17 protein-coding genes are annotated in these 20,991 nt (G+C 73.6%); 15 read left to right on the forward strand and 2 right to left on the reverse strand.

The window, feature by feature from the left end:
- Positions 1-136: 136 nt before the first annotated feature.
- The 6 genes from ABZX22_RS10055 to ABZX22_RS10080 all read left to right on the forward strand — a co-directional run bounded on the left by ABZX22_RS10055 (position 137) and on the right by ABZX22_RS10080 (position 6,836).
- On the forward strand, positions 137-910 hold the full coding sequence (locus tag ABZX22_RS10055) for an IclR family transcriptional regulator (protein WP_354907281.1): 774 nt from the start codon (positions 137-139) through the stop codon (positions 908-910).
- A complete protein-coding gene (locus ABZX22_RS10060) occupies positions 907-1,740 on the forward strand; it encodes an SMP-30/gluconolactonase/LRE family protein (RefSeq protein WP_354907283.1) in 834 nt (277 codons plus the stop codon). The genes ABZX22_RS10055 and ABZX22_RS10060 overlap by 4 nt, the downstream gene beginning before the upstream one ends.
- A gap of 419 nt (positions 1,741-2,159) precedes the next feature.
- Positions 2,160-2,759 (forward strand): TetR/AcrR family transcriptional regulator, encoded by a 600-nt coding sequence (locus ABZX22_RS10065; protein WP_354907284.1) that lies wholly within the window; start codon positions 2,160-2,162, stop codon positions 2,757-2,759.
- Between the two features lie 84 nt (positions 2,760-2,843).
- Positions 2,844-4,247, forward strand: coding sequence for an MFS transporter (locus ABZX22_RS10070; protein WP_354907285.1), 1,404 nt, complete (start codon positions 2,844-2,846; stop codon positions 4,245-4,247).
- Positions 4,248-4,416: 169 nt separating this feature from the next.
- Entirely contained in the window at positions 4,417-5,505 is a 1,089-nt protein-coding gene (locus ABZX22_RS10075) for a class I SAM-dependent methyltransferase (RefSeq protein WP_354907286.1), read from the forward strand.
- A gap of 71 nt (positions 5,506-5,576) precedes the next feature.
- Positions 5,577-6,836 carry an aminotransferase class I/II-fold pyridoxal phosphate-dependent enzyme gene (locus ABZX22_RS10080; RefSeq protein WP_354907287.1) on the forward strand — a complete coding sequence of 420 codons (1,260 nt, stop codon included), beginning with the start codon at positions 5,577-5,579 and terminating at the stop codon, positions 6,834-6,836.
- Positions 6,837-6,851: 15 nt separating this feature from the next.
- Here ABZX22_RS10080 and ABZX22_RS10085 read toward each other — a convergent pair whose 3' ends face one another.
- Positions 6,852-7,433 (reverse strand): hypothetical protein, encoded by a 582-nt coding sequence (locus ABZX22_RS10085; RefSeq protein WP_354907288.1) that lies wholly within the window; start codon positions 7,431-7,433, stop codon positions 6,852-6,854.
- 57 nt (positions 7,434-7,490) lie between these two features.
- On the opposite strand from ABZX22_RS10085, the gene ABZX22_RS10090 reads away from it, so the two are divergent.
- From ABZX22_RS10090 to ABZX22_RS10120, 7 genes are all read left to right on the forward strand, one after another.
- Positions 7,491-8,846: an FAD-linked oxidase C-terminal domain-containing protein gene (locus ABZX22_RS10090; RefSeq protein WP_354907289.1), complete on the forward strand. Its 1,356-nt coding sequence runs from the start codon at positions 7,491-7,493 to the stop codon at positions 8,844-8,846.
- A gap of 184 nt (positions 8,847-9,030) precedes the next feature.
- Complete coding sequence (locus ABZX22_RS10095) at positions 9,031-11,109, forward strand: protein kinase (protein WP_354907290.1); 2,079 nt, start codon at positions 9,031-9,033, stop codon at positions 11,107-11,109.
- 111 nt (positions 11,110-11,220) lie between these two features.
- On the forward strand, positions 11,221-12,048 hold the full coding sequence (locus ABZX22_RS10100) for a TetR family transcriptional regulator (protein WP_354907291.1): 828 nt from the start codon (positions 11,221-11,223) through the stop codon (positions 12,046-12,048).
- A gap of 53 nt (positions 12,049-12,101) precedes the next feature.
- The gene (locus tag ABZX22_RS10105; RefSeq protein ID WP_354907504.1) at positions 12,102-13,634 is read left to right on the forward strand and encodes a carboxyl transferase domain-containing protein; all 1,533 of its coding nucleotides are present in this window, start codon (positions 12,102-12,104) and stop codon (positions 13,632-13,634) included.
- Positions 13,631-15,622 (forward strand): biotin carboxylase N-terminal domain-containing protein, encoded by a 1,992-nt coding sequence (locus ABZX22_RS10110; RefSeq protein WP_354907292.1) that lies wholly within the window; start codon positions 13,631-13,633, stop codon positions 15,620-15,622. Before ABZX22_RS10105 ends, ABZX22_RS10110 begins: the two co-directional genes overlap by 4 nt.
- Complete coding sequence (locus ABZX22_RS10115) at positions 15,619-16,392, forward strand: enoyl-CoA hydratase-related protein (RefSeq protein WP_354907293.1); 774 nt, start codon at positions 15,619-15,621, stop codon at positions 16,390-16,392. The genes ABZX22_RS10110 and ABZX22_RS10115 overlap by 4 nt, the downstream gene beginning before the upstream one ends.
- Complete coding sequence (locus ABZX22_RS10120) at positions 16,383-18,179, forward strand: acyclic terpene utilization AtuA family protein (protein WP_354907294.1); 1,797 nt, start codon at positions 16,383-16,385, stop codon at positions 18,177-18,179. The genes ABZX22_RS10115 and ABZX22_RS10120 overlap by 10 nt, the downstream gene beginning before the upstream one ends.
- Before the next feature lie 46 nt (positions 18,180-18,225).
- Here the strand turns inward: ABZX22_RS10120 and ABZX22_RS10125 are convergent, their stop codons facing one another.
- Positions 18,226-19,107 (reverse strand): ROK family protein, encoded by an 882-nt coding sequence (locus ABZX22_RS10125; RefSeq protein WP_354907296.1) that lies wholly within the window; start codon positions 19,105-19,107, stop codon positions 18,226-18,228.
- A 16-nt stretch (positions 19,108-19,123) separates the two neighbouring features.
- Between ABZX22_RS10125 and ABZX22_RS10130 the strand changes: the two genes are divergently transcribed.
- Together ABZX22_RS10130 and ABZX22_RS10135 are read left to right on the forward strand one after the other, a co-directional pair.
- Complete coding sequence (locus ABZX22_RS10130; RefSeq protein WP_354907297.1) at positions 19,124-19,957, forward strand: hypothetical protein; 834 nt, start codon at positions 19,124-19,126, stop codon at positions 19,955-19,957.
- Between the two features lie 52 nt (positions 19,958-20,009).
- Positions 20,010-20,834 (forward strand): GNAT family N-acetyltransferase, encoded by an 825-nt coding sequence (locus tag ABZX22_RS10135; protein ID WP_354907298.1) that lies wholly within the window; start codon positions 20,010-20,012, stop codon positions 20,832-20,834.
- Positions 20,835-20,991 lie beyond the last annotated feature (157 nt).

Below are 20,991 nucleotides of genomic sequence, written 5' to 3' on the forward strand. Positions count from 1 at the left end.
GGGCTTCCTCACTACCCCGGCGGTCACGGGGGATGCGTGACGACACACCCTCCGCGCGACTCCGGCGGACCTGGGGCTGATGACCGTCGCGGCGGCCGTCTTCCATCAATCGGAACACTGGTCTAATCTTCGGAACATGATCGACCCTGGAACGCCACCAGGTGAAGACCGCCTCGTCGGCGCCGACCGGGTGCTGGCGGTCCTGCGGCTGCTGGCCGAGCGGCCCGAGGGTGTCGGGCTGGAGGAGATGGCCAGGGCGGTCGGCAGCCCCAAGCCCACCGCGCACCGGGCGCTGGCCGCGCTGCGCCGCGCGGGGCTCGCCGTCCAGGACGGCCGGGGCCGCTACCTGCTGGGCGACGAGTTCCTGAGGCTCGCCTTCACCCACCACGAGGCGCGGCCCGACCACGTCAGGATCAGGCCGGCGCTGGAGCGGCTGGCGGCCCGCTTCGGCGAGACCGCGCACTACGCGGTGCTCGACGGGCACGAGGTCGTCCACCGGGCCAAGGTGGATCCGCCGTCCGGCCCGGTGCGGCTCACCTCCACCGTCGGCGGCCGCAACCCGGCCCACAGCACCGGCGTCGGCAAGCTGCTGCTGGCCTGGACGCTGCCCGACGACGCCGCGGTGGCGGCCTGGGCGCGCGCGGCCCCGCTGGAGCGCCGCACCGCACGCACCAGGACCGGCCTCGCCGAGCTGTGCGCGGAGCTGGCGGCGGTGCGCGAGCGCGGCCACGCGCTCGACGACCAGGAGAACGAGGAGGGCGTCACCTGCGTGGCCGTCCCCGCCTTCCTGACCTCCGCGACCACGCCGAGCGGAGCGGTCAGCGTCAGCGCGCTGGCCTACCGCACCCCGCTGACCTCCCTGGTGGAGGCGCTGCCCGACATCCACGCCATCGTGAAGGAGCTGCGATGATCGCCGACCGGCTGTCCACCGAGACCTACGAGCTGGCCGAGGGGCCGCTGTGGGACCCCGCGGCCGAGCGGCTGCTCTGGGTCGACATCCCGACCGGCAGGGTCCTGGAGGGCGCTTTCACGGCCGGCGACCTGCGGGTGGCCAGGACGCACACCCTGCCGGGCACCGTGGGCGCGGTCACGCCGGCCGCCGACGGCTCCCTGCTGGTCGCGGCCCGGGACGGCTTCGCCACGATCGGCGAGCGGATCACGATGGGGCCGAGGGTGCTGCCGGAAGGGGTGGCCAGCCGGCTCAACGACGGCCGGTGCGATCCGGCGGGGCGCTTCCTCGCCGGCAGCCTCGCCAAGGACGACCGGCAGGGCCAGGAACGGCTCTACCGGCTGGAGCTCGACGGCACGGTGAGCATGCCGGCCGACGGCCTGACCGTCTCCAACGGCCTCGGTTGGTCGCCCGACGGGCGGACGATGTACCACGTGGACAGCATCCCGGGCGTGGTGTGGGCGCAGCCGTACGACGTGGAGTCGGGCCGCGTCGGCCCGCGCGCGGTGGCCTTCGAGGTGAACGACGGGCTGCCCGACGGCATGGCGGTCGACGTCGAGGGCAACCTGTGGATCGCGGTCTGGGGTGTCGGCGAGGTCCGCCGGTACTCACCCGGCGGGCGGCTGCTCGGCGCGGTGAAGGTCGGCGCGCCGAAGACCTCCAGCGCGGCCTTCGTCGGCACCACCCTGGTCGTCACGACCGCGGGCGGGGGGCTGTTCGCGGCCGACGCCGGCATCACCGGCCTGCCCGTCACCCCCTGGCAGGGCCGGACGGACTTCGCCACCCACTGACCGCGCCTCCTCCCGGGCGCCCGGCCACCGACCGCGCCTCCTCCCGGGCGCCCGATCGATGAACGCGTCTCCTCCCATGCGCCTTGCCACTGACCGCGCCCCTTTTGACCGCGCCTCTTTCCAGTGCCCGGTCATGAACGCGGCGACCTCGGCCGGCGCCCCGTCCGGGCCGGTCTCGTCGAGCACCTGGTGGCGGGCGCCCGGGGACATCGCCTGACGGCCTCGCCGGCCCTCGTGCCGCCGGCCAGGGCATCAGCCGGACAGCGATCGGCGGCGCCCCGCCCCGAGGCTGCCCCGCCCCGGCGGTCGTCTCCATGGCGGTCGTCTCCATGGCGGTCGTCTCCATGCGGTCATTTCCATCAGGGTCGCGAACGCGACGACCGTCGGGCGCGGCGTACGCCGGGTCCTACAGTTTGACCATGGGGACGACGACGGGGAAGACACCGGGAAAGGCGGGCTCGCCGCGCAGGGCCGACGCCGAGCGCAACATCGCGGCGATCCTGGCCGCGGCCGCGCGGCTGCTGAGCGCCGACCCGAACGTCAGCGTGGCGGAGATCGCCAAGGAGGCGGGCGTCGGCAGGGTCACGCTCTACGGCCATTTCCCCTCCAGGGAGTCGCTGGTCGACGCCGTCCTGCAGGAGGCCGTCGACAACGCCGAGGCGGCGCTGTCCGGCCTCGAACTCGACGCCCTGCCCGCCGCGCAGGCGATGGACAGGCTGATCGGCTCCTCGTGGGAGATCCTCGACCGGCACCGCCGCCTGTTCGTGGCGGCCGACAGGGCGCTGCCGGCCGAGCGCATCCGCGAGCGCCACGGCAGGCCGCTCGCCCGGGTGGAGCGGCTGGTCGAGCGCGGCATGGACGAGGGCGCCTTCCGCACCGACCTGCCGCTGTCGTGGCTGGTCACGACGTTCTTCGCGCTGCTGCACAACGCGGCGGGCGAGATCGAGGCGGGCCGCCTGCCGCGTGAGGTCGCGGCGGATGTGCTGACCAGGACGCTCCGCTCGGTGCTCGCCGCCTGACATCCCGCTGGACATACCCGCCCTCCGTATGCTTGCCTCATAACTCGAACACTACTGTACGAGTTAGCGGAGAGGGGTTCCCCCATGCTGCTGGTCCTGCTCTGCCTGGCCCAGTTCATGCTGATCATCGACATCACCGTCGTGCAGGTGGCGCTGCCGTCCATCGGGGCCGACCTGGAGCTCGGCCGCGAGGCGCTGACCTGGGTCGTCACGACGTACACCCTGTGCTTCGGCGGGCTGATGGTCCTCGGCGGCCGGCTCGCCGACACCTTCGGCGCCCGGCGGACGCTCATGACCGGGCTCGCCGTCTTCACGCTGGCCTCGCTGCTGTGCGGGCTGGCGCCCGGCGGCGGCCCGCTGATCGCCGGGCGCGCGCTGCAGGGGGTCGGCGCGGCGCTGCTGTCGCCCGCCGCGCTGGCCGTCATCACCACCGCCTTCCACGGCGAGCGCCGTACCAGGGCGCTGGCGGTGTGGGCCGCCATCGGCGGCACGGGCGCCGCCGTGGGCGTGCTGCTCGGCGGCCTGCTGACCGCCGGTCCCGGGTGGGCCTGGGCGTTCTTCGTGAACGTGCCTGTCGGCCTGGCCGTCCTGGCCGCCCTGCCCGCCGTGCTGCCGGCGTCCGCGCCCGCCCGCCCGGCCGGGCGACGGCTGGACGTGCCCGGCGCGCTGCTGGTCACCGCCGCGACGGCGCTGCTCATCTACGGGCTGGTCGCCGCGGGCGAGGCCGGATGGGGGACGGCGGGGCTGTGGCTGGCCGCCTCCGCCGCCCTCTACGCGGCGTTCGTGTGGGTGGAGCGGGTGTCCGCGGCGCCGCTCATGCGCGCGGCGACGCTGGCCAGGCGCCCGGTGCTGTCGGGCACGTTCGTCATGCTGACGGCGACGGGCCTGATGCTCGGGCTGTTCTTCCTCAGCTCGCTCTACCTGCAGCGGGAGCTGGGGTACGGCGCGCTGGAGACGGGCCTGCTGTTCCTGCCGGTGGCGATCGCGATCACGCTCGGCGCGCACCTGGGCGGACGGCTGATCGGCAGGGTGGGCGGCCGTCCGGTCGCGGTGGGCGCCTTCGTGCTCACCGCGGCGGGCGCGGCCCTCATGAGCCGCGTCTCGCCCGAGGCGGGCGTCCTCACCACGCTGCTGCCGGGATTCGTGGTCGCCGCCTTCGGGATCGGCCCCGCCTTCGTCACCGCGACGGCGACGACCATGGCCAACGTCCCGCCCGGCGAGGCGGGCGTGGCCTCGGGGGTGATCAACACCTTCCACGAGCTGGGCGGCTCGATCGGGGTCGCCCTGGTCTCCAGCCTCGCTGTGGGCGGCTTCCCCTCGGCGCTGGCCTGGTGCGCGGGCGCGGCGGCCGTCGCGGCCGCCGCGGCGATCGCCCTGGTGCCCGCGGGCCGGCCCGCCGCGCTCGTCGGCCACGGGCACGGGCATGGGCAACACGACGTAACCGCTGGACCGGACCACGGGCACGGGCACGGGCACGGGCACGGCTAGCATGAGACGGACCCCAAGGAGGTTGATCATGTCGTTCGCCGTGCTGGGCAGTGTTCTCGGTGACGCCGCGGCTCGCGCTTCCTCGCGGAGGTCCGTGACCCGCTGACCCGTCCCCTCCGCGTCGAAGTGCTCTTCATCGACATCTCCCATCGATCAAGAGGAGCACGCGATGCTCGACGTCCACTGGACCGAGGACGGCCGCCTCCGGGCGGCGGGATGGCGCTCGCCCGAGCCGCCGCCCGCCGTCCTGGTGCCCGCCGACGACACGATGAACGCCCGCACCGCCTACCGCCTGGCCCGTGAGGGCACCGGGCTGGTGTGGCGGGGCGACTACCACAACGCCAGGCAGTTGCTGCGGGCCCTGGCCCGCCGCGCCGACATGGGCCGCACGGCGCCCGCCGGTTTCCACGAGTACCGGCCGGCGCGCGCCGCCAGGGCCCGCCTGCTGGCCAGGCTGCTGGTGCCGTTGGCCGCCGACCTGTCGGTCCCCCTGCGCCGGGCCCCCGACGTACGGCAGGCGTGCGCGGAGGCCTACGGCCGCCCCGCGGGCCCCGCGCTGGTACCCCTCACCGAGTTGCTCGGCGTGATCGGCGCGCACGAGTGGCGCGTGAAGGGCGTGCCGGTGCCCGCGCTCGGCGCCCGGATCCACCCGCACTACGGCGTCTTCTCCCCTGTCCGCGGCGAGTACGTGGACCTGGTGGCCCGCGCGCCGCTGCCCTCGCGGACGGCCGCGTTCGACGTCGGCACCGGCACCGGCGTGCTGGCCGCCGTGCTGGCCGTGCGCGGCGTCCGGCGGGTGGTGGCCACCGACATGGACGAGCGGGCGGTGGCCTGCGCCCGCGACAACCTGGACCGCCTCGGCCTCGGTGACAGGGTCGAGGTCGGCAGGCGCTCGCTGTTCCCCGAGGGCAGGGTCCCGCTGGTGGTCTGCAACCCGCCGTGGCTGCCCGCCACGCCGCGCACCGCGCTCGACCACGCCGTCTACGACGGGGACGGGCGGATGCTCGACGGCTTCCTCAGCGGCCTGGCCGGGCACCTGTCACCGGGCGGGGAGGGCTGGCTGATCCTGTCCGACCTGGCCGAGCACCTGGGCCTGCGCACCAGGCGGGAGCTGCTGGCCGCGTTCGACGGCGCGGGCCTGCGGGTGGCGGGACGACTGGAGGCCCGGCCGCGCCACCGGCGCGCCGCCGACGCCGCCGACCCGCTGCACGCGGCGCGCGCCGCCGAGGTGACCTCGCTGTGGCGGCTGACCCGGTGACCGGGCTGGTGCGCCGTTATCGTTTCGACACCCACTATTGTTCGTTGTCCCAGCCTAGGAAGGAACATCCCGTGACCCTCGACGAGCTGACCGCGCAGCGCGAGCAGGCCGCCAGCGACTACGACACCCTCGTGCGGCGGGGCCTGAAGCTCGACCTGACCAGGGGCAAGCCCTCACCGCACCAGCTCGACCTGGCCGACGGGATGACCGGTCTGCCCTCGACGCACCTGGCGGCCGACGGCAGCGACTGCCGCAACTACGGCAACCTGCAGGGCCTGGCCGAGGTGCGCGAGCTGTTCGCCGGGGCGCTGCAGGTGCCCGCCGCGCAACTGCTCGCGGGCGGCAACTCCAGCCTGGCGATGATGCACGACACGATCGTCTTCTCGATGCTCAGCGTGCTGCCGGGGGCGACGCGCCGGTGGGCGGACGAGGAGGAGATCGTCTTCCTGTGCCCGGTGCCGGGCTACGACCGGCACTTCGCGCTGTGCGAGCGCTTCGGCATCAGGATGGTCCAGGTGCCGCTGACCGCTGAGGGCCCCGACATGGACGCCGTCGAGCGGCTGGTCGCCGACGACCCGCGGGTCAAGGGCATCTGGTGCGTGCCCAAGTACAGCAACCCCTCGGGCGTCACCTACAGCGACGAGACCGTGCGCCGCCTGGCCGCGATGCCGGCCGCCGCGCCCGACTTCCGCATCTTCTGGGACAACGCCTACGCGGTGCACCACCTCACCGACACGCCCGCCGAACTGGCCGACCTGCTGGCGCTGTGCGAGGAGCACGGCAACCCCGACCGCGCCTTCGTCTACGGCTCGACCTCCAAGGTGAGCCTGGCCGGCAGCGGCGTGGCCTTCTTCGGCTCCTCGCCGGCCAACGTCGCCTGGTACCTCGGCAACCTGTCGAAGCAGAGCATCGGCCCGGACAAGATGAACCAGCTGCGCCACGTGGAGTTCCTGCGCGACGCCGAGGGCCTGGCCGCGCACATGCGCAGGCACGCCGAGCTGGTCTGGCCGAAGTTCGAGACCGTCGACAGGATCCTCACCAAGGAGCTGGGCGGCACGGACCTGGCCACCTGGTCGGCGCCCACGGGCGGCTACTTCATCAGCCTGGACGTGCCCGAGGGCTGCGCCCGCGAGGTCGTCGCCAAGGCGAAGGCGGCGGGCATCGCGCTCACCCCTGCCGGGGCGACGCACCCCTACGGCGACGACCCGGCCGACCGCACGATCCGCATCGCCCCCACCTACCCCGACCTGGCGGAGCTGGAGGAGGCGATCACCGGCCTGACCGTGTGCGTCCGGCTGGTCGCGACCGAGAAGCTGCTGGCGCGCGGCTGACGGCCGCTTCGGGCTTCAGGTGCGGGGACGCCTGCCGTACCTGAAGCCGAAGATGTACTCACGGGTCTCGCTCGGGTGGAAGGCGACGCCGACCCCCGGCTCGAAGGCGACGTTGTCCCGCGAGCAGTAGTAGAGCTCCTGCCACACCAGAAGCGCCTGCTCGCGGGCCGGCGCCTCGGCCTGGTCGCGTTTGCGCGCGCCGTGCGCGCCGAGGACGAACATCAGCCCGAACCACCAGAAGACGCCCGTCACACAGAACGGCCCCAGCAGGTCCACCAGCGGGTTCGTCTTCTCGGTCATGGCCAGGGTCAGCGCGAGCACCACGTGCGCCAGCGCGGCGAAGCCGAGCATGACGTAACCCTGGTGGCGGGCGCGGGGCACCTCGTGCCTGGCAGGGAAGGACAGCCACACCGCCAGCTGTGTCCTGGTCATGGGGTGCTTCCTGGTGCCGATGAGCGAGGCGGCGGGAAGGTCGACGACGGCGCGTTCCTTGGGCATGCTGGCGCGCCCGAGGTGGAAGCTCGTGCCCTCGGCCACGGCCCCCGGCACCGACGTCACCCTGTCGGCAGAGCCGCACTCCGGACAGGACAGATCCATCCGGGCAGTCTGGCCCTGACGTACGGCTGGCGCAAATCGGGCCGTAAAGTCCTCAACGTGATTGAGGCACTTGTGAAGAGCCTTCCCGAGGGAAGGGTGCTGACCGACCCCGACGTGGTCGACTCCTACGCACGCGACCGCACGTTCCTCGAGCCTGGCAAGGCTCTCGGGGTGGTTCTGGCCACCTGCCGCGACGACGTCGTGACCACCATGCGGTGGGCCACCGAGCACCGGGTGCCCGTCGTGCCGCGCGGCGCCGGCACCGGCCTGGCGGGCGCGGCCACCGCCAGCGAGGGCTCGATCGTGCTGTCGCTGGCCCGGATGACCGCGATCCGCGAGCTGAACCCCGCCGACGAGATCGCCGTCGTCGAGCCCGGCGTGATCACCGCGGACCTCGACAGGGCGGCCAGGCAGCACGGGCTGATGTACGCGCCCGACCCCTCCTCCTACGAGATCTCGACCATCGGCGGCAACCTGGCCACCAACGCGGGCGGGCTGCGCTGCGTGAAGTACGGCGTGACCCGCGACTCCGCGCTCGGGCTCGAGGTGGTGCTGGCCGACGGCCGGATACTCAACACCGGCCGCCGCACCGTCAAGGGCGTCACGGGCTACGACCTGACCGGCCTGTTCGTCGGCTCGGAGGGCACCCTCGGCGTCATCACCTCGGCGACGGTACGGCTGCGCCGTGCCCCGATCGCCCCGCCGGCGACGATCGCCGCGGAGTTCGGCTCGCTGCGCGACGCCGCCGCGGCGGTCTCGGCGATCATCGCGGCCGGCTGCCAGCCGTCCCTGATGGAGCTGCTGGACCGGGCCACGCTGAAGGCGATCGACGACTGGCGCAACATCGGCCTCGAGGACGCCACCCAGGCCATGCTGATCGGCCAGTCGGACGCCTCCGACGGCCAGGCGATGGCGGCGGTGATGCAGGAGTTGTGCGAGGCGAACGGCGCCTCGTTCGTGGCGGTGTCGTCCTCGCCCGAGGAGACCGAGGACCTCATCGGGATCAGGCGCATGGCCTACGAGGCCAAGGAGCGCCTCGGCGCCTGCCTGGTGGAGGACGTGTGCGTGCCGCGGTCGAAGCTGCCCGACATGATCACGGCGGTCGAGGCGGCGGCCGCGCGCCACGACGTGATGATCTGCACGGTGGCCCACGCGGGCGACGGCAACCTGCACCCCGTCTTCATCTTCGAGCACGGCACGCTGGAGCCGCCCGCCAACGTGTGGGCGGCGGCCGACGAGGTGTTCAAGGCGGCGCTGGAGCTCGGCGGCACGCTGACCGGCGAGCACGGCGTCGGGCTGCTGAAGCGGCGCTGGCTCGGGCTGGAGGCCGGCCCGGTCGTGACCGAGGTGCAGAAGGGCATCAAGCAGGTCTTCGACCCGCTCGGCATCCTCAACCCGGGCAAGGCGATCTGAGCGTCGTCGCGCCGGACGCCGGGCGGGGCGTGACCTGCGAGGTGGAGGCCGGTACGGAGTTCGTGCCGGCCTCTGACTGCGCCCAGTCGATCGCAATCCGGACACATCGTCAAACCCGGGGGACGACCCACGAACCACACTGATAACGTTTTGCCCCACCTATGACGGAATACGGGGGTTCGACGTGACACAGTTCCAGCCGTTGGCGGCTGACGACCCGCGTCGGCTGGGTGTGTTCGAGATCACCGCGCGGCTCGGCGAGGGCGGGCAGGGCGTGGTCTACCTGGGCAAGGGCCCGGCAGGCGAGCAGGTGGCGGTCAAGCTCCTGCACAACGCGCTGGTGGCCGACGCCGACGCGCGCACGAGGTTCCTGCGCGAGGTTGCGGTGGCGCAGCGGGTGGCCCGGTTCTGCACCGCGCCCGTGCTGCACGCCGATCTGGAGGGCAGCCGGCCGTACATCGTGACGGACTACGTGCCGGGGCCGTCCCTGCGGCAACTGGTCGACCAGGAGGGACCGCGCAGGGGCGCGGCCCTCGAGCGGCTGGGCATCAGCACGGCCACCGCCCTGGCGGCCATCCACCGCGCGGGCATCCTGCACCGCGACTTCAAGCCCGCGAACGTGCTCATGGGGCCGGAGGGCCCCGTGGTGATCGACTTCGGCATCGCCCGCGCCCTGGACTCCCCGGGCGCGACGGCCACGGGCATGGCCATGGGCACGCCGGCCTACCTCGCCCCCGAGCAGCTGAGCGGAGCGCCGGTCTCGGAGGCGGCCGACGTGTTCGCCTGGGGCGTCACGATGGTGTTCGCGGCGACGGGCAAGCCCGCCTTCGGCTCCGACTCCATCCCCGTGGTCATGAACCGGATCCTGAACGAGGAACCGGAGATCAGCGGGCTGGACGGGGTGCTCGGCGGCCTCGTGGCGGCCTGCCTGTCCAAGGACCCCTCGCTGCGGCCCACGGCCGAGCAGCTGGTCGCGCGTCTCACCGGCCAGACGACCGGCGAGACGGCGCTCGGGGTCCACCAGACCGGCAGCACGCTGCCGCCGCCGTTCCCCCAGCCTGGACAGCCCGGACAACCCGGACAGCCCGCCGCGCACCCCGCGGCACCGGCCGGCGGCCAGGCCGCCCCCGTCGGTGGACAGCCCGCCCCGGTCGGCGGCCAGCCCGTGCCGCCGCCCGGCGCGCCCGGGGGCCCGCCGGTGCCGCCTGGTGGCCCCGCCGTGCCGCCGCAGCCCTTCGCGCCCGGCGCTCCCCCGCCCGGCACCGCCGTCCCCGGCCAGCGCCCGCCGTCCGGCGACACGGCGCCCTCCGGCGGCCCGAGCGCCCGCCGCCGCACCGTGACCGTGGCGCTGTCGGCCGCCGCCGCCGGCGCGCTCCTGCTGGGCGGCACCGTCGTGTGGGCGAACGCCGGCAAGGCGGTCCCGGCGGAGCTGGTCGCGGTGGACTCCCCCGCCAGCGGGACCGACCAGGACCCGGCGGCCAGGAACCAGGCGGGCCCGAACCAGCCGGGGCAGGACACCACCGTGGCGCCCACCGACGTGCTGCCGCCCGACGCGCAGCCGACCGAAACCGACGTCATCCCCGAGCTGGTGGAGGCCACGCCCGGGCCCGAGGCGACCGTGTCCGGGCCGAAGGAGCGGGACGTGCCGTCGGTGTCGGTGCCGCACACCACGGTGCCGCACGCCACGGCGCCTCCCACCCAGCGCCAGCAGCCGCGGCCGACGGCGGAGCCGACCAGGAAGAGGCCGACGGCCAAACCGACCAAGAGCACCGGCCTGGTCGACCCCGACCCCGACCCGACGGGGTTGACGGAGCCGACGACCGGCGTCGCCTACGGCCAGCCCAGCACCAAGCCGACCGCCAGGCCCACGGTGAAGCCCACCGTGAAGCCCACGACCACGGTGAAGCCGACGGTGAAGCCGAGCCCGTCGCCGAAGCCGAACCCCTACACGGCGACCGGCGTCTGCGGCGCGGGCTACAAGGTGATCAACTCGCACGCGCTGGGCACGAAGGCCACGGTCTACCTGCTGTACAACACCAGCGCGGGCAAGAACTGCGTGATCACCATGTCCAAGTACGTGGTGCCCGCCAAGGTGTCGATGAACGCCGTCCTCCAGGTGCAGGGCGGCGCCAGCGGCGCCAACCCCGGTTCGTACACCGCCTACGCCGGGCCGGTGCGGCTGGCGGCGGTCAAGAAGTGCGTGATCTGGGGCGGCTCCTGGGGCACGCTGTCGTGGAAGAGCGGCTGGAGCCACTGCGGCTGAGCCACCCCCGCTGACCCGCTGAAGGGCCCGGCGGACGCCTACCCGCGTCCGCCGGGCCCTCGGCGTTGTGGGGGGCTTCCACGGGCATCACCCCGTTGCTACATTGTTGACGTGATCGTCAAGTCTGAGACGCTGACCGCGCGCGGGCGGCGGACCAGGGCCGCGCTCCTGCAGGCGGGGCGCGAGGCGTTCGAGCAGCACGGCTACGACGCCGTGCGCATCGACGACGTCTGCGCCAGAGCCGGGGTCTCCCACGGCACCTTCTACACCTACTTCGACTCGAAGGAGACGCTGTTCGGCGAGGTCGCGGGCGCGGCGGTCGGCGAGATGTTCGCCGCCAGCGTCGTCGGGCCCGCCGCCCCCGACGACCCCTACGCCCGCGTCGAGGCCGCCAACCAGCTCTACCTGCGGGCATGGGCGGCCAACTCGCGCCTGCTCAGGATGCTGGAGCACATCGCGACCGGCGACGACCGCTTCCGCGGGCTGCTGCTGGAGCTGCGGGAGGTGTTCGTCCGGCGCGGCGCCGAGGGCCTGCGCCGCCTGCAGGAGCAGGGGCTGGCCGATCCCGACCTCGACCCCAGGCTGACGGCCATCATGCTGGGCGGCATGGTGGAGCACTTCGCCCACGTGTGGCTGGACCTCGGCGAGCGCGCCGACGAGCGCACCGCCGTCGACCACCTGACCAGGCTCTGGGCCAGGGCGATCGGGCTGACGCGGCCGTCAACTTCCGAGCCGGACCCGCCGCTGACACGCACATCGACTTCCGAGCCGGACCCGCCGTTGACACGGACGTCGGCTTCCGAGCCGGACCCCCAACCGAACGAGCCCGACCCCCAGCCGAAGGGGACGTCGGCTTCCGAGCCCGAGCCGCCGTTCGTCCGGCCGGCGGACGGCGGCGGAGGATGCATGTCCGGCAGCGGCGGAAAGGAGGACAGGTGATCATCAGCAGGCTGGACCCCACCGATCCGGACTACCAGGCCCGCAGGCGCGCCATGCTCGCCAAGCTCGCCGACCTGGACGCCGAGCACGCCAAGGCCGTCGCGGGCGGCGGCGAGAAGTACGTGGAGCGCCACCGCGGACGGGGCAAGCTCCTGGCGAGGGAACGCGTCGAGCTGCTCATCGACCCCGACTCCGCCTTCCTCGAACTGTCCCCGCTGGCCGCGTGGGGGAGCGACTTCCCCGTGGGGGCGAGCGTGGTGACCGGCATCGGCGTCATCGAGGGCGTCGAATGCGTGATCACGGCCAACGACCCGACCGTCAGGGGCGGCGCGTCCAACCCGTGGACGCTCAGGAAGACCCTGCGGGCGGCCGACATCGCGCTGCGCAACCGCCTGCCGTACGTGAACCTGGTGGAGTCGGGCGGCGCCGACCTGCCGACGCAGAAGGAGATCTTCATCCCCGGCGGGCAGATCTTCAGGGACCTGACGCGGCTGTCGGCCGCGGGCGTCCCGACGATCGCGCTGGTCTTCGGCAACTCCACGGCGGGCGGCGCCTACGTGCCCGGCATGAGCGACTACGTGGTGATGGTCAAGGAGCGCGCGAAGGTGTTCCTGGGCGGCCCGCCGCTGGTCAAGATGGCCACCGGCGAGGAGTCCGACGACGAGTCGCTCGGCGGGGCCGAGATGCACGCGCGCGTCAGCGGCCTGGCCGACCACCTGGCCGCCGACGAGCACGACGCGCTGCGCATCGGCAGGGGCATCGTCAGGTCGCTGCGGTGGCGCAAGCTCGGCGTCGCCCCGCGGGCCGTACGGGAGCCGGCGTACCCGGAGGAGGAGCTGAGGGGGATCGTCCCCGAGGACCTCAAGGTGCCCTTCGACCCGCGCGAGGTGATCGCGCGGGTGGTCGACGGCAGCGAGTTCGAGGAGTTCAAGCCGCTCTACGGGCCCAGCCTGGTCACCGGGTGGGCGATGCTGCACGGCTACCCGGTGGGCATCCTCGCCAACGCGCGCGGCGTGCTGTTCAGCGAGGAGGCGCAGAAGGCCGCGCAGTTCATCCAGCTGGCCAACCAGACGCGCACGCCGCTGCTGTTCCTGCAGAACACGACCGGCTACATGGTCGGCAAGGACTACGAGCAGGGCGGCATCATCAAGCACGGCGCGATGATGATCAACGCGGTGTCGAACTCGACGGTCCCGCACCTGACGGTCGTCATGGGCGCCTCCTACGGGGCGGGCAACTACGGCATGTGCGGGCGCGCCTACGAGCCCCGCTTCCTGTTCTCCTGGCCGAGCGCGAAGTCGGCCGTGATGGGTCCCGCGCAGCTGGCCGGCGTGCTGTCGATCGTCGGCAGGCAGGCGGCGCAGGCGCGCGGGCAGCTCTACGACGAGGAGGCCGACGCGGCGATGCGGGCCATGGTGGAGGCGCAGATCGAGCAGGAGTCGCTGCCGTTCTTCCTGTCCGGCCGGCTCTACGACGACGGGGTCATCGATCCGCGCGACACCCGCACGGTCCTCGGGCTGTGCCTGTCGGCGATCAACAGCGCGGCCGTCCCCGAGGCGGCGGGATTCGGGGTGTTCCGGCCATGACCCATCCCGCGAACGGGCGGCCCGCCATCACCAGGCTGCTGGTGGCCAACAGGGGCGAGATCGCCCGCAGGATCTTCCGCACCTGCCGCGAACTCGGCATCGAGACGGTCGCGGTCTTCTCCGACGCCGACGAGGGCGCTCCGCACGTGGCGGAGGCCGACCTGGCCGTACGGCTCGGCAGGCCGTCGGCCTACCTCGACGCCGACGCGCTCGTCGCGGCGGCGCGGCGGGCGGGCGCCGACGCGGTGCACCCCGGCTACGGGTTCCTGTCGGAGAACGCCGGCTTCGCCCGCGCCGTGATCGCGGCGGGCCTGACCTGGGTGGGCCCGCCGCCGGAGGCGATCGCCGCGATGGGCTCCAAGATCGAGGCCAAGCGGCTGATGGCCGGGGCGGGCGTGCCCGTCCTGCCGTCGCTGACGCCCGGCACGGTCCGGGCACGGGAGGACGCGGCCCGGGCGCAGCAGGGCGAAGTAGGGGCACGGGAGGACGCGGCCGGGGCACGGGACGGCGAAGCCGGGGCGCAGGAGGACGCGGCCGGGGCGCAGGAGGACGCGGGCTGGCGCTACCCGCTGCTGGTCAAGGCGTCGGCCGGGGGTGGCGGGCGCGGCATGCGCGTCGTCAGGGCACCCGGCGAGCTGGAGGCGGCCCTGGCGGCCGCGGAACGGGAGGCGGAGTCCGCCTTCGGCGACGGCACCGTGTTCGTCGAGCCGCTGCTCGAGCGTGCCCGCCACATCGAGGTGCAGGTGCTCGCCGACGTCCACGGCACGGTGTGGGCACTGGGCGAGCGGGAGTGCTCGATCCAGCGCCGCCACCAGAAGGTGGTGGAGGAGTGCCCCTCCCCCGCCGTCACCCCCGCGCTGCGCGAGCGGCTGGAGGCGGCGGCGGTCGCGGCCGCCACGACGATCGGCTACGTCGGCGCGGGCACGGTGGAGTTCCTCGTCAAGGACGACACGATCGCCTTCCTGGAGATGAACACCCGCCTCCAGGTGGAACACCCGGTGACCGAGCTGGTCTACGGCGTCGACCTGGTGGAGCTGCAACTGCGCGTCGCCGAGGGCGAGCGGCTGCCGGACGCCAGGCCGGCGCCGCGCGGGCACGCGGTCGAGGTCAGGCTGTACGCGGAGGACGCCGCCCACCTGCCCCAGTCGGGGGTGGTCGAGCTGTTCGACATCCCGGGGCCGGTCCGGGTCGACTCCGGCGTCGAGTCCGGCACGGTCGTCTCCACGCACTACGACCCGATGCTGGCGAAGATCATCGGGTACGGCGGGAGCCGTACCGAGGCGATCAGGAAGCTGGCCGCCGCCCTGGGCAAGGCCCGCGTCCACGGCCTGGCCACGAACCGGTCGCTGCTGCTGGACATCGTGCGGCACCCGGCGTTCGTGGCGGGAGAGACGCACACGGGCTTCCTCGACGAGCACGACTTCCCGGGTCCCGCCGCGCCCACCGCCCTTGAGGCGCTGGCGGCGGCGCTGGCCATGGCGGCCCGCAACAGGAGCGCGGCCACCGTGCAGCGCGGCCTGCCGTCCGGATGGCGCAACGTGAGGTCGCAGCCGCAGGTGGCCAGGTTCGAGGAGATCGAGGTCCGCTACGACCCCGTGCCGGAGGAGGTGACCGTCGTCAGCGTGACGCCGCACCAGGTGGTCGTCGAGGTGGACGGCGTGCGCCGCGCGTTCGCCGTCGCCCACCACGGCGGCCGCGTCCACGTCGGCGACATCAGGCTCACGCCGCTCCCCCGCCTGCCCGAACCCGCCGAGCACCACGCCCCCGGCTCCCTGCTGGCCCCCATGCCGGGTAGCGTGCTGCGCGTCGAGGTCGAGCAGGGCGACGCCGTCGTCAAGGGGCAGGTGGTCCTGGCGCTCGAAGCGATGAAGATGGAGCATCAGATCGCCGCACCCGCCGATGGGGTCGTCGCCGCCGTCATGGTGGAGAAGGGCTCGCAGGTCGAGGCGGACGCCGTGCTGGCGGTCATCGAGGAAGGGGAAGCATGACGCGCCTGGTCCACAAGGAGCTGAAGGATGGCATCGCCACCATCACCCTCGACTCTCCGCCCAACCGCAACGCGCTGTCGGTGCGGCTGCTGGGCGATCTCGAGGACCGGCTGAACTGGGCGCTGGCCGAGCCCGAGGTGCGGGTGATCGTGCTGACCGGCACCGGCACGGTGTTCTGCTCGGGCGCCGATCTGAAGGAGCAGCGCATCGAGCCCGCGCGCGGTGTGAGCGACGCGCCCGTGACCGCGTCGTTCCCCGAGATCATGACGCTGATCTGGGAGAGCCCCAAGCCGGTCATCTGCCGCATGAACGGCACCGCCCGCGCCGGTGGCCTGGGCCTGGTGGCCTCCTGCGACTTCGCGGTCGCCCCGCTGACCGCGTCGTTCGCCTTCTCCGAGGTACGGCTCGGCGTGGTGCCCGCGATGATCTCGGTGCCGGTCCTGCGGCGCCTGGAGGCCAGGGCCGCGGCCGAGTACCTCATGACGGGCGAGGTGTTCGACGCGACGCGGGCCAGGGAGATCGGCCTCATCAACCGGGCGGTGCCGGTGGAGGAGCTCGACGCCACCGTCGCCCACTACGCCGAGATGCTGGTCAAGGGCGGCCCCGAGGCGCTGGCGATCACCAAGCGCCTGGTCCGCGACCTGCCCCAGGTCTCCTTCGAGGAGGGCCTCAGGCAGATGACGGCGCTGTCGGCCCAGCGCTTCACCTCCGAGGAGGGCCAGGAGGGCATCGCCGCCTTCATGGAGAAGAGGCCGCCGAGGTGGTGCTGAGGATCGCCAACTGCAGCGGCTTCTACGGCGACCGGCTGTCGGCGGCCCGCGAGATGGTCGAGGGCGGGCCGATCGACGTGCTCACCGGTGACTGGCTGGCGGAGCTGACCATGCTGATCCTGGCGGGCAACCGGTCGAAGGGCCGCCCCGGCTACGCGCCGACCTTCGTCAAACAGATGGAGCAGGTCCTCGGCACCTGCCTCGAACGCGGCATCAAGGTCGTCTCCAACGCCGGAGGGCTCGATCCCGAGGGGTGCGCGGCGGCGGTCGAGAACCTGGGACTGGGCGCCAAGGTCGCCTACGTCACCGGCGACGACGTCACGGGGCACGACCTCGACCTGGTCAACCTCGACACCGGTGAGAAGCTCGCCGAGCCCGTGCTGACCGCCAACGCCTACCTCGGCGCCCTGCCCATCGCCGCCGCCCTGTCCGCCGGCGCCGACGTCGTGGTCACCGGCAGGGTCACCGACGCCGCGCTGGTCACCGGTCCCGGCATCTGGCACTACGGCTGGCGGCCCGGCGACCTCGACGCCCTGGCCGGTTCGGTCGTGGCCGGGCACGTCATCGAGTGCGGCTGCCAGGCGACGGGCGGCAACTACGCCTTCCTGCACGAGGTGCCCGACCTGGCCCACTGCGGCTTCCCCCTCGTCGAGCTGCACGAGGACGGCTCGTCGGTGATCACCAAGCATCCCGGCACCGGCGGCACGGTCTCGGTGGGCACGGTCACCGCGCAGCTGCTGTACGAGATCGGCGCGCCGCGCTACCTCGGGCCCGACGTGGTGGCCCGCTTCGACACCGTCCAGCTGGCGCAGGAGGGGCCCGACCGGGTGCGCGTGTCCGGGGTGAAGGGCGAGCCGCCGCCCGGCACGCTGAAGGTGGCCGTGAACTATCTGGCCGGGTACCGCAACACGATGACGCTCGTGCTGACGGGGCTCGACCTGGAGGACAAGGCGCGGGTGGCGCAGGAGGCGATCTGGGCCAGGGTGCCGCGCGAGTCGTTCGAGTCGGTGGACGTCTCCTTCGACCCGCCGCTGCTGCGGATCACCGTCATGGACCGTGACCCCCGCCGGGTGGGGCGGGCCTTCTCCTCAGCCGTGGTGGAGACGGGCCTGGCCAGCTATCCGGGCTTCTACGGCCTGACGCCGCCGGGGGACGCCACGCCGTACGGCGTGTACTGGCCGACGCTCGTCCCCGCGGCCGAGGTGCGTCCCAGGGTCTTCGTCGGCGGTGAGGAGGTCGAGCTCCCACCGGGGGACGGCCCGCCGCCCGCCGTCGACACCCCGGCCGACACACCGCTCACCGCGGACACCCCAGCCGACCCGCCACTCACCGCGGACACCCCGGCCGACACACCGCTCACCGCGGACAGCCCGGCCGGCCGGCCAACCGCCGCCGGGGCCCGCACCGAGGCGGGGCCGTCGCGGTGGGACGGGGGCGGGAGGCCGACGGTCGCCGCGCCGCTGGGGCGGGTGGCCGGGGCCAGGTCGGGAGACAAGGGCGGCAACGCGAACCTCGGCGTGTGGGTGCGCACCCCCGAGGAGTACCGGTGGCTGGCCGAGACACTGACCGTCGAGCGGCTCGGGGCCCTGCTGCCCGCGCTGCGGGACCATCCGATCGAGCGGTACGAGCTGCCCAACCTCAACGCGCTGAACTTCGTCGTCCACGGGCTGCTGGGCCGGGGTGTCGCGGCGAGCACCCGGCTCGACCCGCAGGCCAAGGCGCTCGGTGAGGAACTGCGCGCCCAGGTGGTGGAGATCCCGGACAGTTTCCTGCGCGCCCACCGCTAGCGGCCCCTGACCGCCTGGAGCCCGTCTGGCCCGTTGGACGGTGGCGTCAGGTGGTGGCCCGGGCGGCGAGGAGGGCGGCGCCGAGCAGTCCGGCACGCGGGCCGAGCGCCGACACCTCCACCCGCGGCGGGTGCCGGAAGGCCAGGCGGCCGGCGAGGCCCGCCCGCAGCGGGGCGACCAGCGCCTCTCCCGCCTGCGCGAGCCCTCCCCCGATGACGATGATCGCCGGGTCCAGCAGCAGCGTGTAGGTGGCCAGGGCCAGGGCGAGGGCCGCCACGGCCTCCTGCCACACCTGGCGCGCCACCGCGTCGGTGCGGGCGAGCACCGCCGCGGCCGAGGTCTCCCCGCAGCGGGCGGCGATCGCCGCTGCCGAAGCGTAGGCGGCCAGGCAGCCACGCTGCCCGCAGCCGCACGGCAGCCCGTCCGGATGGACCGGGATGTGACCGATCTGCCCCGCCCATCCGCTCGCTCCGCCGTACAGGGCTCCGTCGAGCGCCATCGCGCCCGCGATGCCGGTTCCGATGGGCAGGAACAGCACGTTCGGCTCGTCGCGGGCGGCGCCGTAGGCCAGCTCGGCCGCGCCGGCCGCGCGCACGTCATGGCCGAGCGTGACGGGCAGCGGCACGTCCGCGAAGGCGGCGGCGGGCACGTCGCGCCAGCCGATGGCGGCCGAGAAGACCGCGTGCGTGGGCGTGACCAGGCCCGGGACGGCCAGGCCCACGGCGGTGGGCCGCAGCCCGCCGCGCGGCGCGGCCAGGTCGGAGACGAAGGCGGAGATCGCGGCGATCACCGCTTCGGGCCCGTCGGCCCGTGGTGTCGGACGGCTCTCGGCATGGAGGACGGTGCCGTCGCGGACGAGCCCGCCCTTCATCGTCGTCCCACCGACATCAACTGCTACAACACACTTCATTCGCATATCGTTACTCATTTGCTATAAAAACGATATGCGGTTCTGGATCGTGACGGCGTTCGGCATCGCGACGGTGGTGGCGTGCTGCGCCATCCAGGCCGGACACGGCCTCCTCACCGAGGAGCGGTGGACGGAGGCCGCACGCGCGGCGGTCATGCTCCTGGCCGGGGCGTGGACCGGAGCGCGGCGGGAGACCAGGACCATCGGCATGATCTTCATGTTCGGCGGTCTGCTGGGGCTGGTCGGGCTGGTGAGCGGCCTGCCGGGGGTGCGCGTCGACTCCGGCCAGGACGTCGGCCTGGAGACCTGGCTGCACTTCTGGATCTGGCTGCCCCAGGTGATGGCGCCGCTGCTGCTGGTCACCGCCCTCTTTCCGGACGGGCGACCGGTCTGGCCGTGGCTGACCTGGCTCTCGGTGCTGGTCATCGGGCGCGCGTCGGCCTTCCTCGCCACCTACGACTGGCCGCGGGGCGACGGGGGGCAGGGCGGCAATCCGGTCTCGCTTCCGCCCGCGGTGGAGGCCGCGGCGTCGTTCGGCGCGCTGTTCCTGACCCCGGCCGCCGCCCTGCTGGTGCTGGCTTCGCTGGTGGTCAAACAGTGGGGGGGCGACAGTCCCGCGGCGCTGTACCCGATCGCCGTGCTGCTGGCCGCCGTGCCGTTCGCGCTGTTCCAGGCGGTCGGCTGGTTCCCCGCCTTCCACGCAGCCGCCATCGCCGCGGGTAGCGCGGCCGTCGGCGCGGGGACCGGTGGGGCGGCCAGGCCGACGGCGCGCCCCTCATGGCTGCCCGCACGGGTCAGGCCGAGGCGCGTCGTCTGGCGATACGAGCGGAACAACGACGACGGCCGGCGGCGTTCGGCCGGTCGATGAAGGGCGCACCGCCGATTTGTCACCGATCGCCGCGTCCGCCAGGGTGAACCGCATGCAGATCCGCCGCCTCGACGAATCCGACCTCGACGCCTGCGCCGCCCTCGCCGTGAGCCGCGACTGGGGCCCCGAGCGGCACAAGTGGCGCTTCCTGCTGGAGGTCGGCGAGGCCTACGGCATCGACGCCCCCGACGGCGACGGCCTGGCCGCCACCAACATCGTCACCCTGTACGGCGACGACCACGCCGTGATCAGCATGGTCCTCACCGCCGCCAGGTACGCCAGGCAGGGTCTGGCCCGCGGGCTCATGGACCACGTGATGCGACGGGCGAGCGGCAGGACGGTCTCGCTGCACGCGACCGAGAACGGCCGCCCCCTCTACGAGCAGGCCGGTTTCCGCACGGTCACCCCCGTCGTCACCCACCGGGGCCGCTTCACCGGCCAGGCGCCCGGCACCACCCGCGAGGTGAAGGACCCCGCCGACCTGGAGGCTGTCGTCGCCTTCGACGCTGGCCGCTTCGGGGCCGACCGCTCGGCGGTACTGCGCGCGATGCCGGTCTTCCACGAACGGGTCAGGGTGGCCGAGCGCGATGGCGAGCTGACCGGGTTCGGCGGCGTGTGGCGCAACGACGACACGCTCGTGGTCGGTCCGGTCGTGGCCGACGACCCCGCCACCGCACGCGAGCTCATCGCCGACCTGGTGGCGGGCGCCGAGTTGCCGGTGCGTCTCGATCTCGACGTGCGCCACCCGGAGCTGGTGGCGTGGGCGGAGGCCAACGGCGTGGGCCACTTCTTCACCACCACCGCGATGGTCCACGGGGGCGATCTGCCGGGCGACTTCACGCGCCTGTTCACGCCGACGATGCAGGCGCTGGGTTGACCCGAAAACCAGAACATGGTTCGGTTCCGGGATGGCATCGAGCTCTTCGCACATCGACGTCAGCCTGATCGACTTCGACGTGCTCGGCACGTGGATGGACGCCGAGGGGCTGCCGGGAGGGCGCCTGGAGAACGTCCGGCCGGTCCAGGGCGGCACC

The organism is Nonomuraea sp. NPDC003804 (assembly GCF_040610675.1).
In the GTDB taxonomy this organism is placed as follows: Bacteria; Actinomycetota; Actinomycetes; order Streptosporangiales; family Streptosporangiaceae; genus Nonomuraea.

What these genes read in the sequence shown, in the direction of transcription:
- ABZX22_RS10055 (WP_354907281.1), top strand. Translation starts at nt 137, where the DNA reads ATGATCGACCCTGGAACGCCACCAGGTGAAGACCGCCTCGTCGGCGCC.
- ABZX22_RS10060 (WP_354907283.1), top strand. Translation starts at nt 907, where the DNA reads ATGATCGCCGACCGGCTGTCCACCGAGACCTACGAGCTGGCCGAGGGG.
- ABZX22_RS10065 (WP_354907284.1), top strand. Translation starts at nt 2,160, where the DNA reads ATGGGGACGACGACGGGGAAGACACCGGGAAAGGCGGGCTCGCCGCGC.
- ABZX22_RS10070 (WP_354907285.1), top strand. Translation starts at nt 2,844, where the DNA reads ATGCTGCTGGTCCTGCTCTGCCTGGCCCAGTTCATGCTGATCATCGAC.
- ABZX22_RS10075 (WP_354907286.1), top strand. Translation starts at nt 4,417, where the DNA reads ATGCTCGACGTCCACTGGACCGAGGACGGCCGCCTCCGGGCGGCGGGA.
- ABZX22_RS10085 (WP_354907288.1), bottom strand. Translation starts at nt 7,433, where the DNA reads ATGGATCTGTCCTGTCCGGAGTGCGGCTCTGCCGACAGGGTGACGTCG.
- ABZX22_RS10105 (WP_354907504.1), top strand. Translation starts at nt 12,102, where the DNA reads ATGCTCGCCAAGCTCGCCGACCTGGACGCCGAGCACGCCAAGGCCGTC.
- ABZX22_RS10110 (WP_354907292.1), top strand. Translation starts at nt 13,631, where the DNA reads ATGACCCATCCCGCGAACGGGCGGCCCGCCATCACCAGGCTGCTGGTG.
- ABZX22_RS10115 (WP_354907293.1), top strand. Translation starts at nt 15,619, where the DNA reads ATGACGCGCCTGGTCCACAAGGAGCTGAAGGATGGCATCGCCACCATC.
- ABZX22_RS10125 (WP_354907296.1), bottom strand. Translation starts at nt 19,107, where the DNA reads ATGAGTAACGATATGCGAATGAAGTGTGTTGTAGCAGTTGATGTCGGT.
- ABZX22_RS10130 (WP_354907297.1), top strand. Translation starts at nt 19,124, where the DNA reads ATGCGGTTCTGGATCGTGACGGCGTTCGGCATCGCGACGGTGGTGGCG.
- ABZX22_RS10135 (WP_354907298.1), top strand. Translation starts at nt 20,010, where the DNA reads ATGCAGATCCGCCGCCTCGACGAATCCGACCTCGACGCCTGCGCCGCC.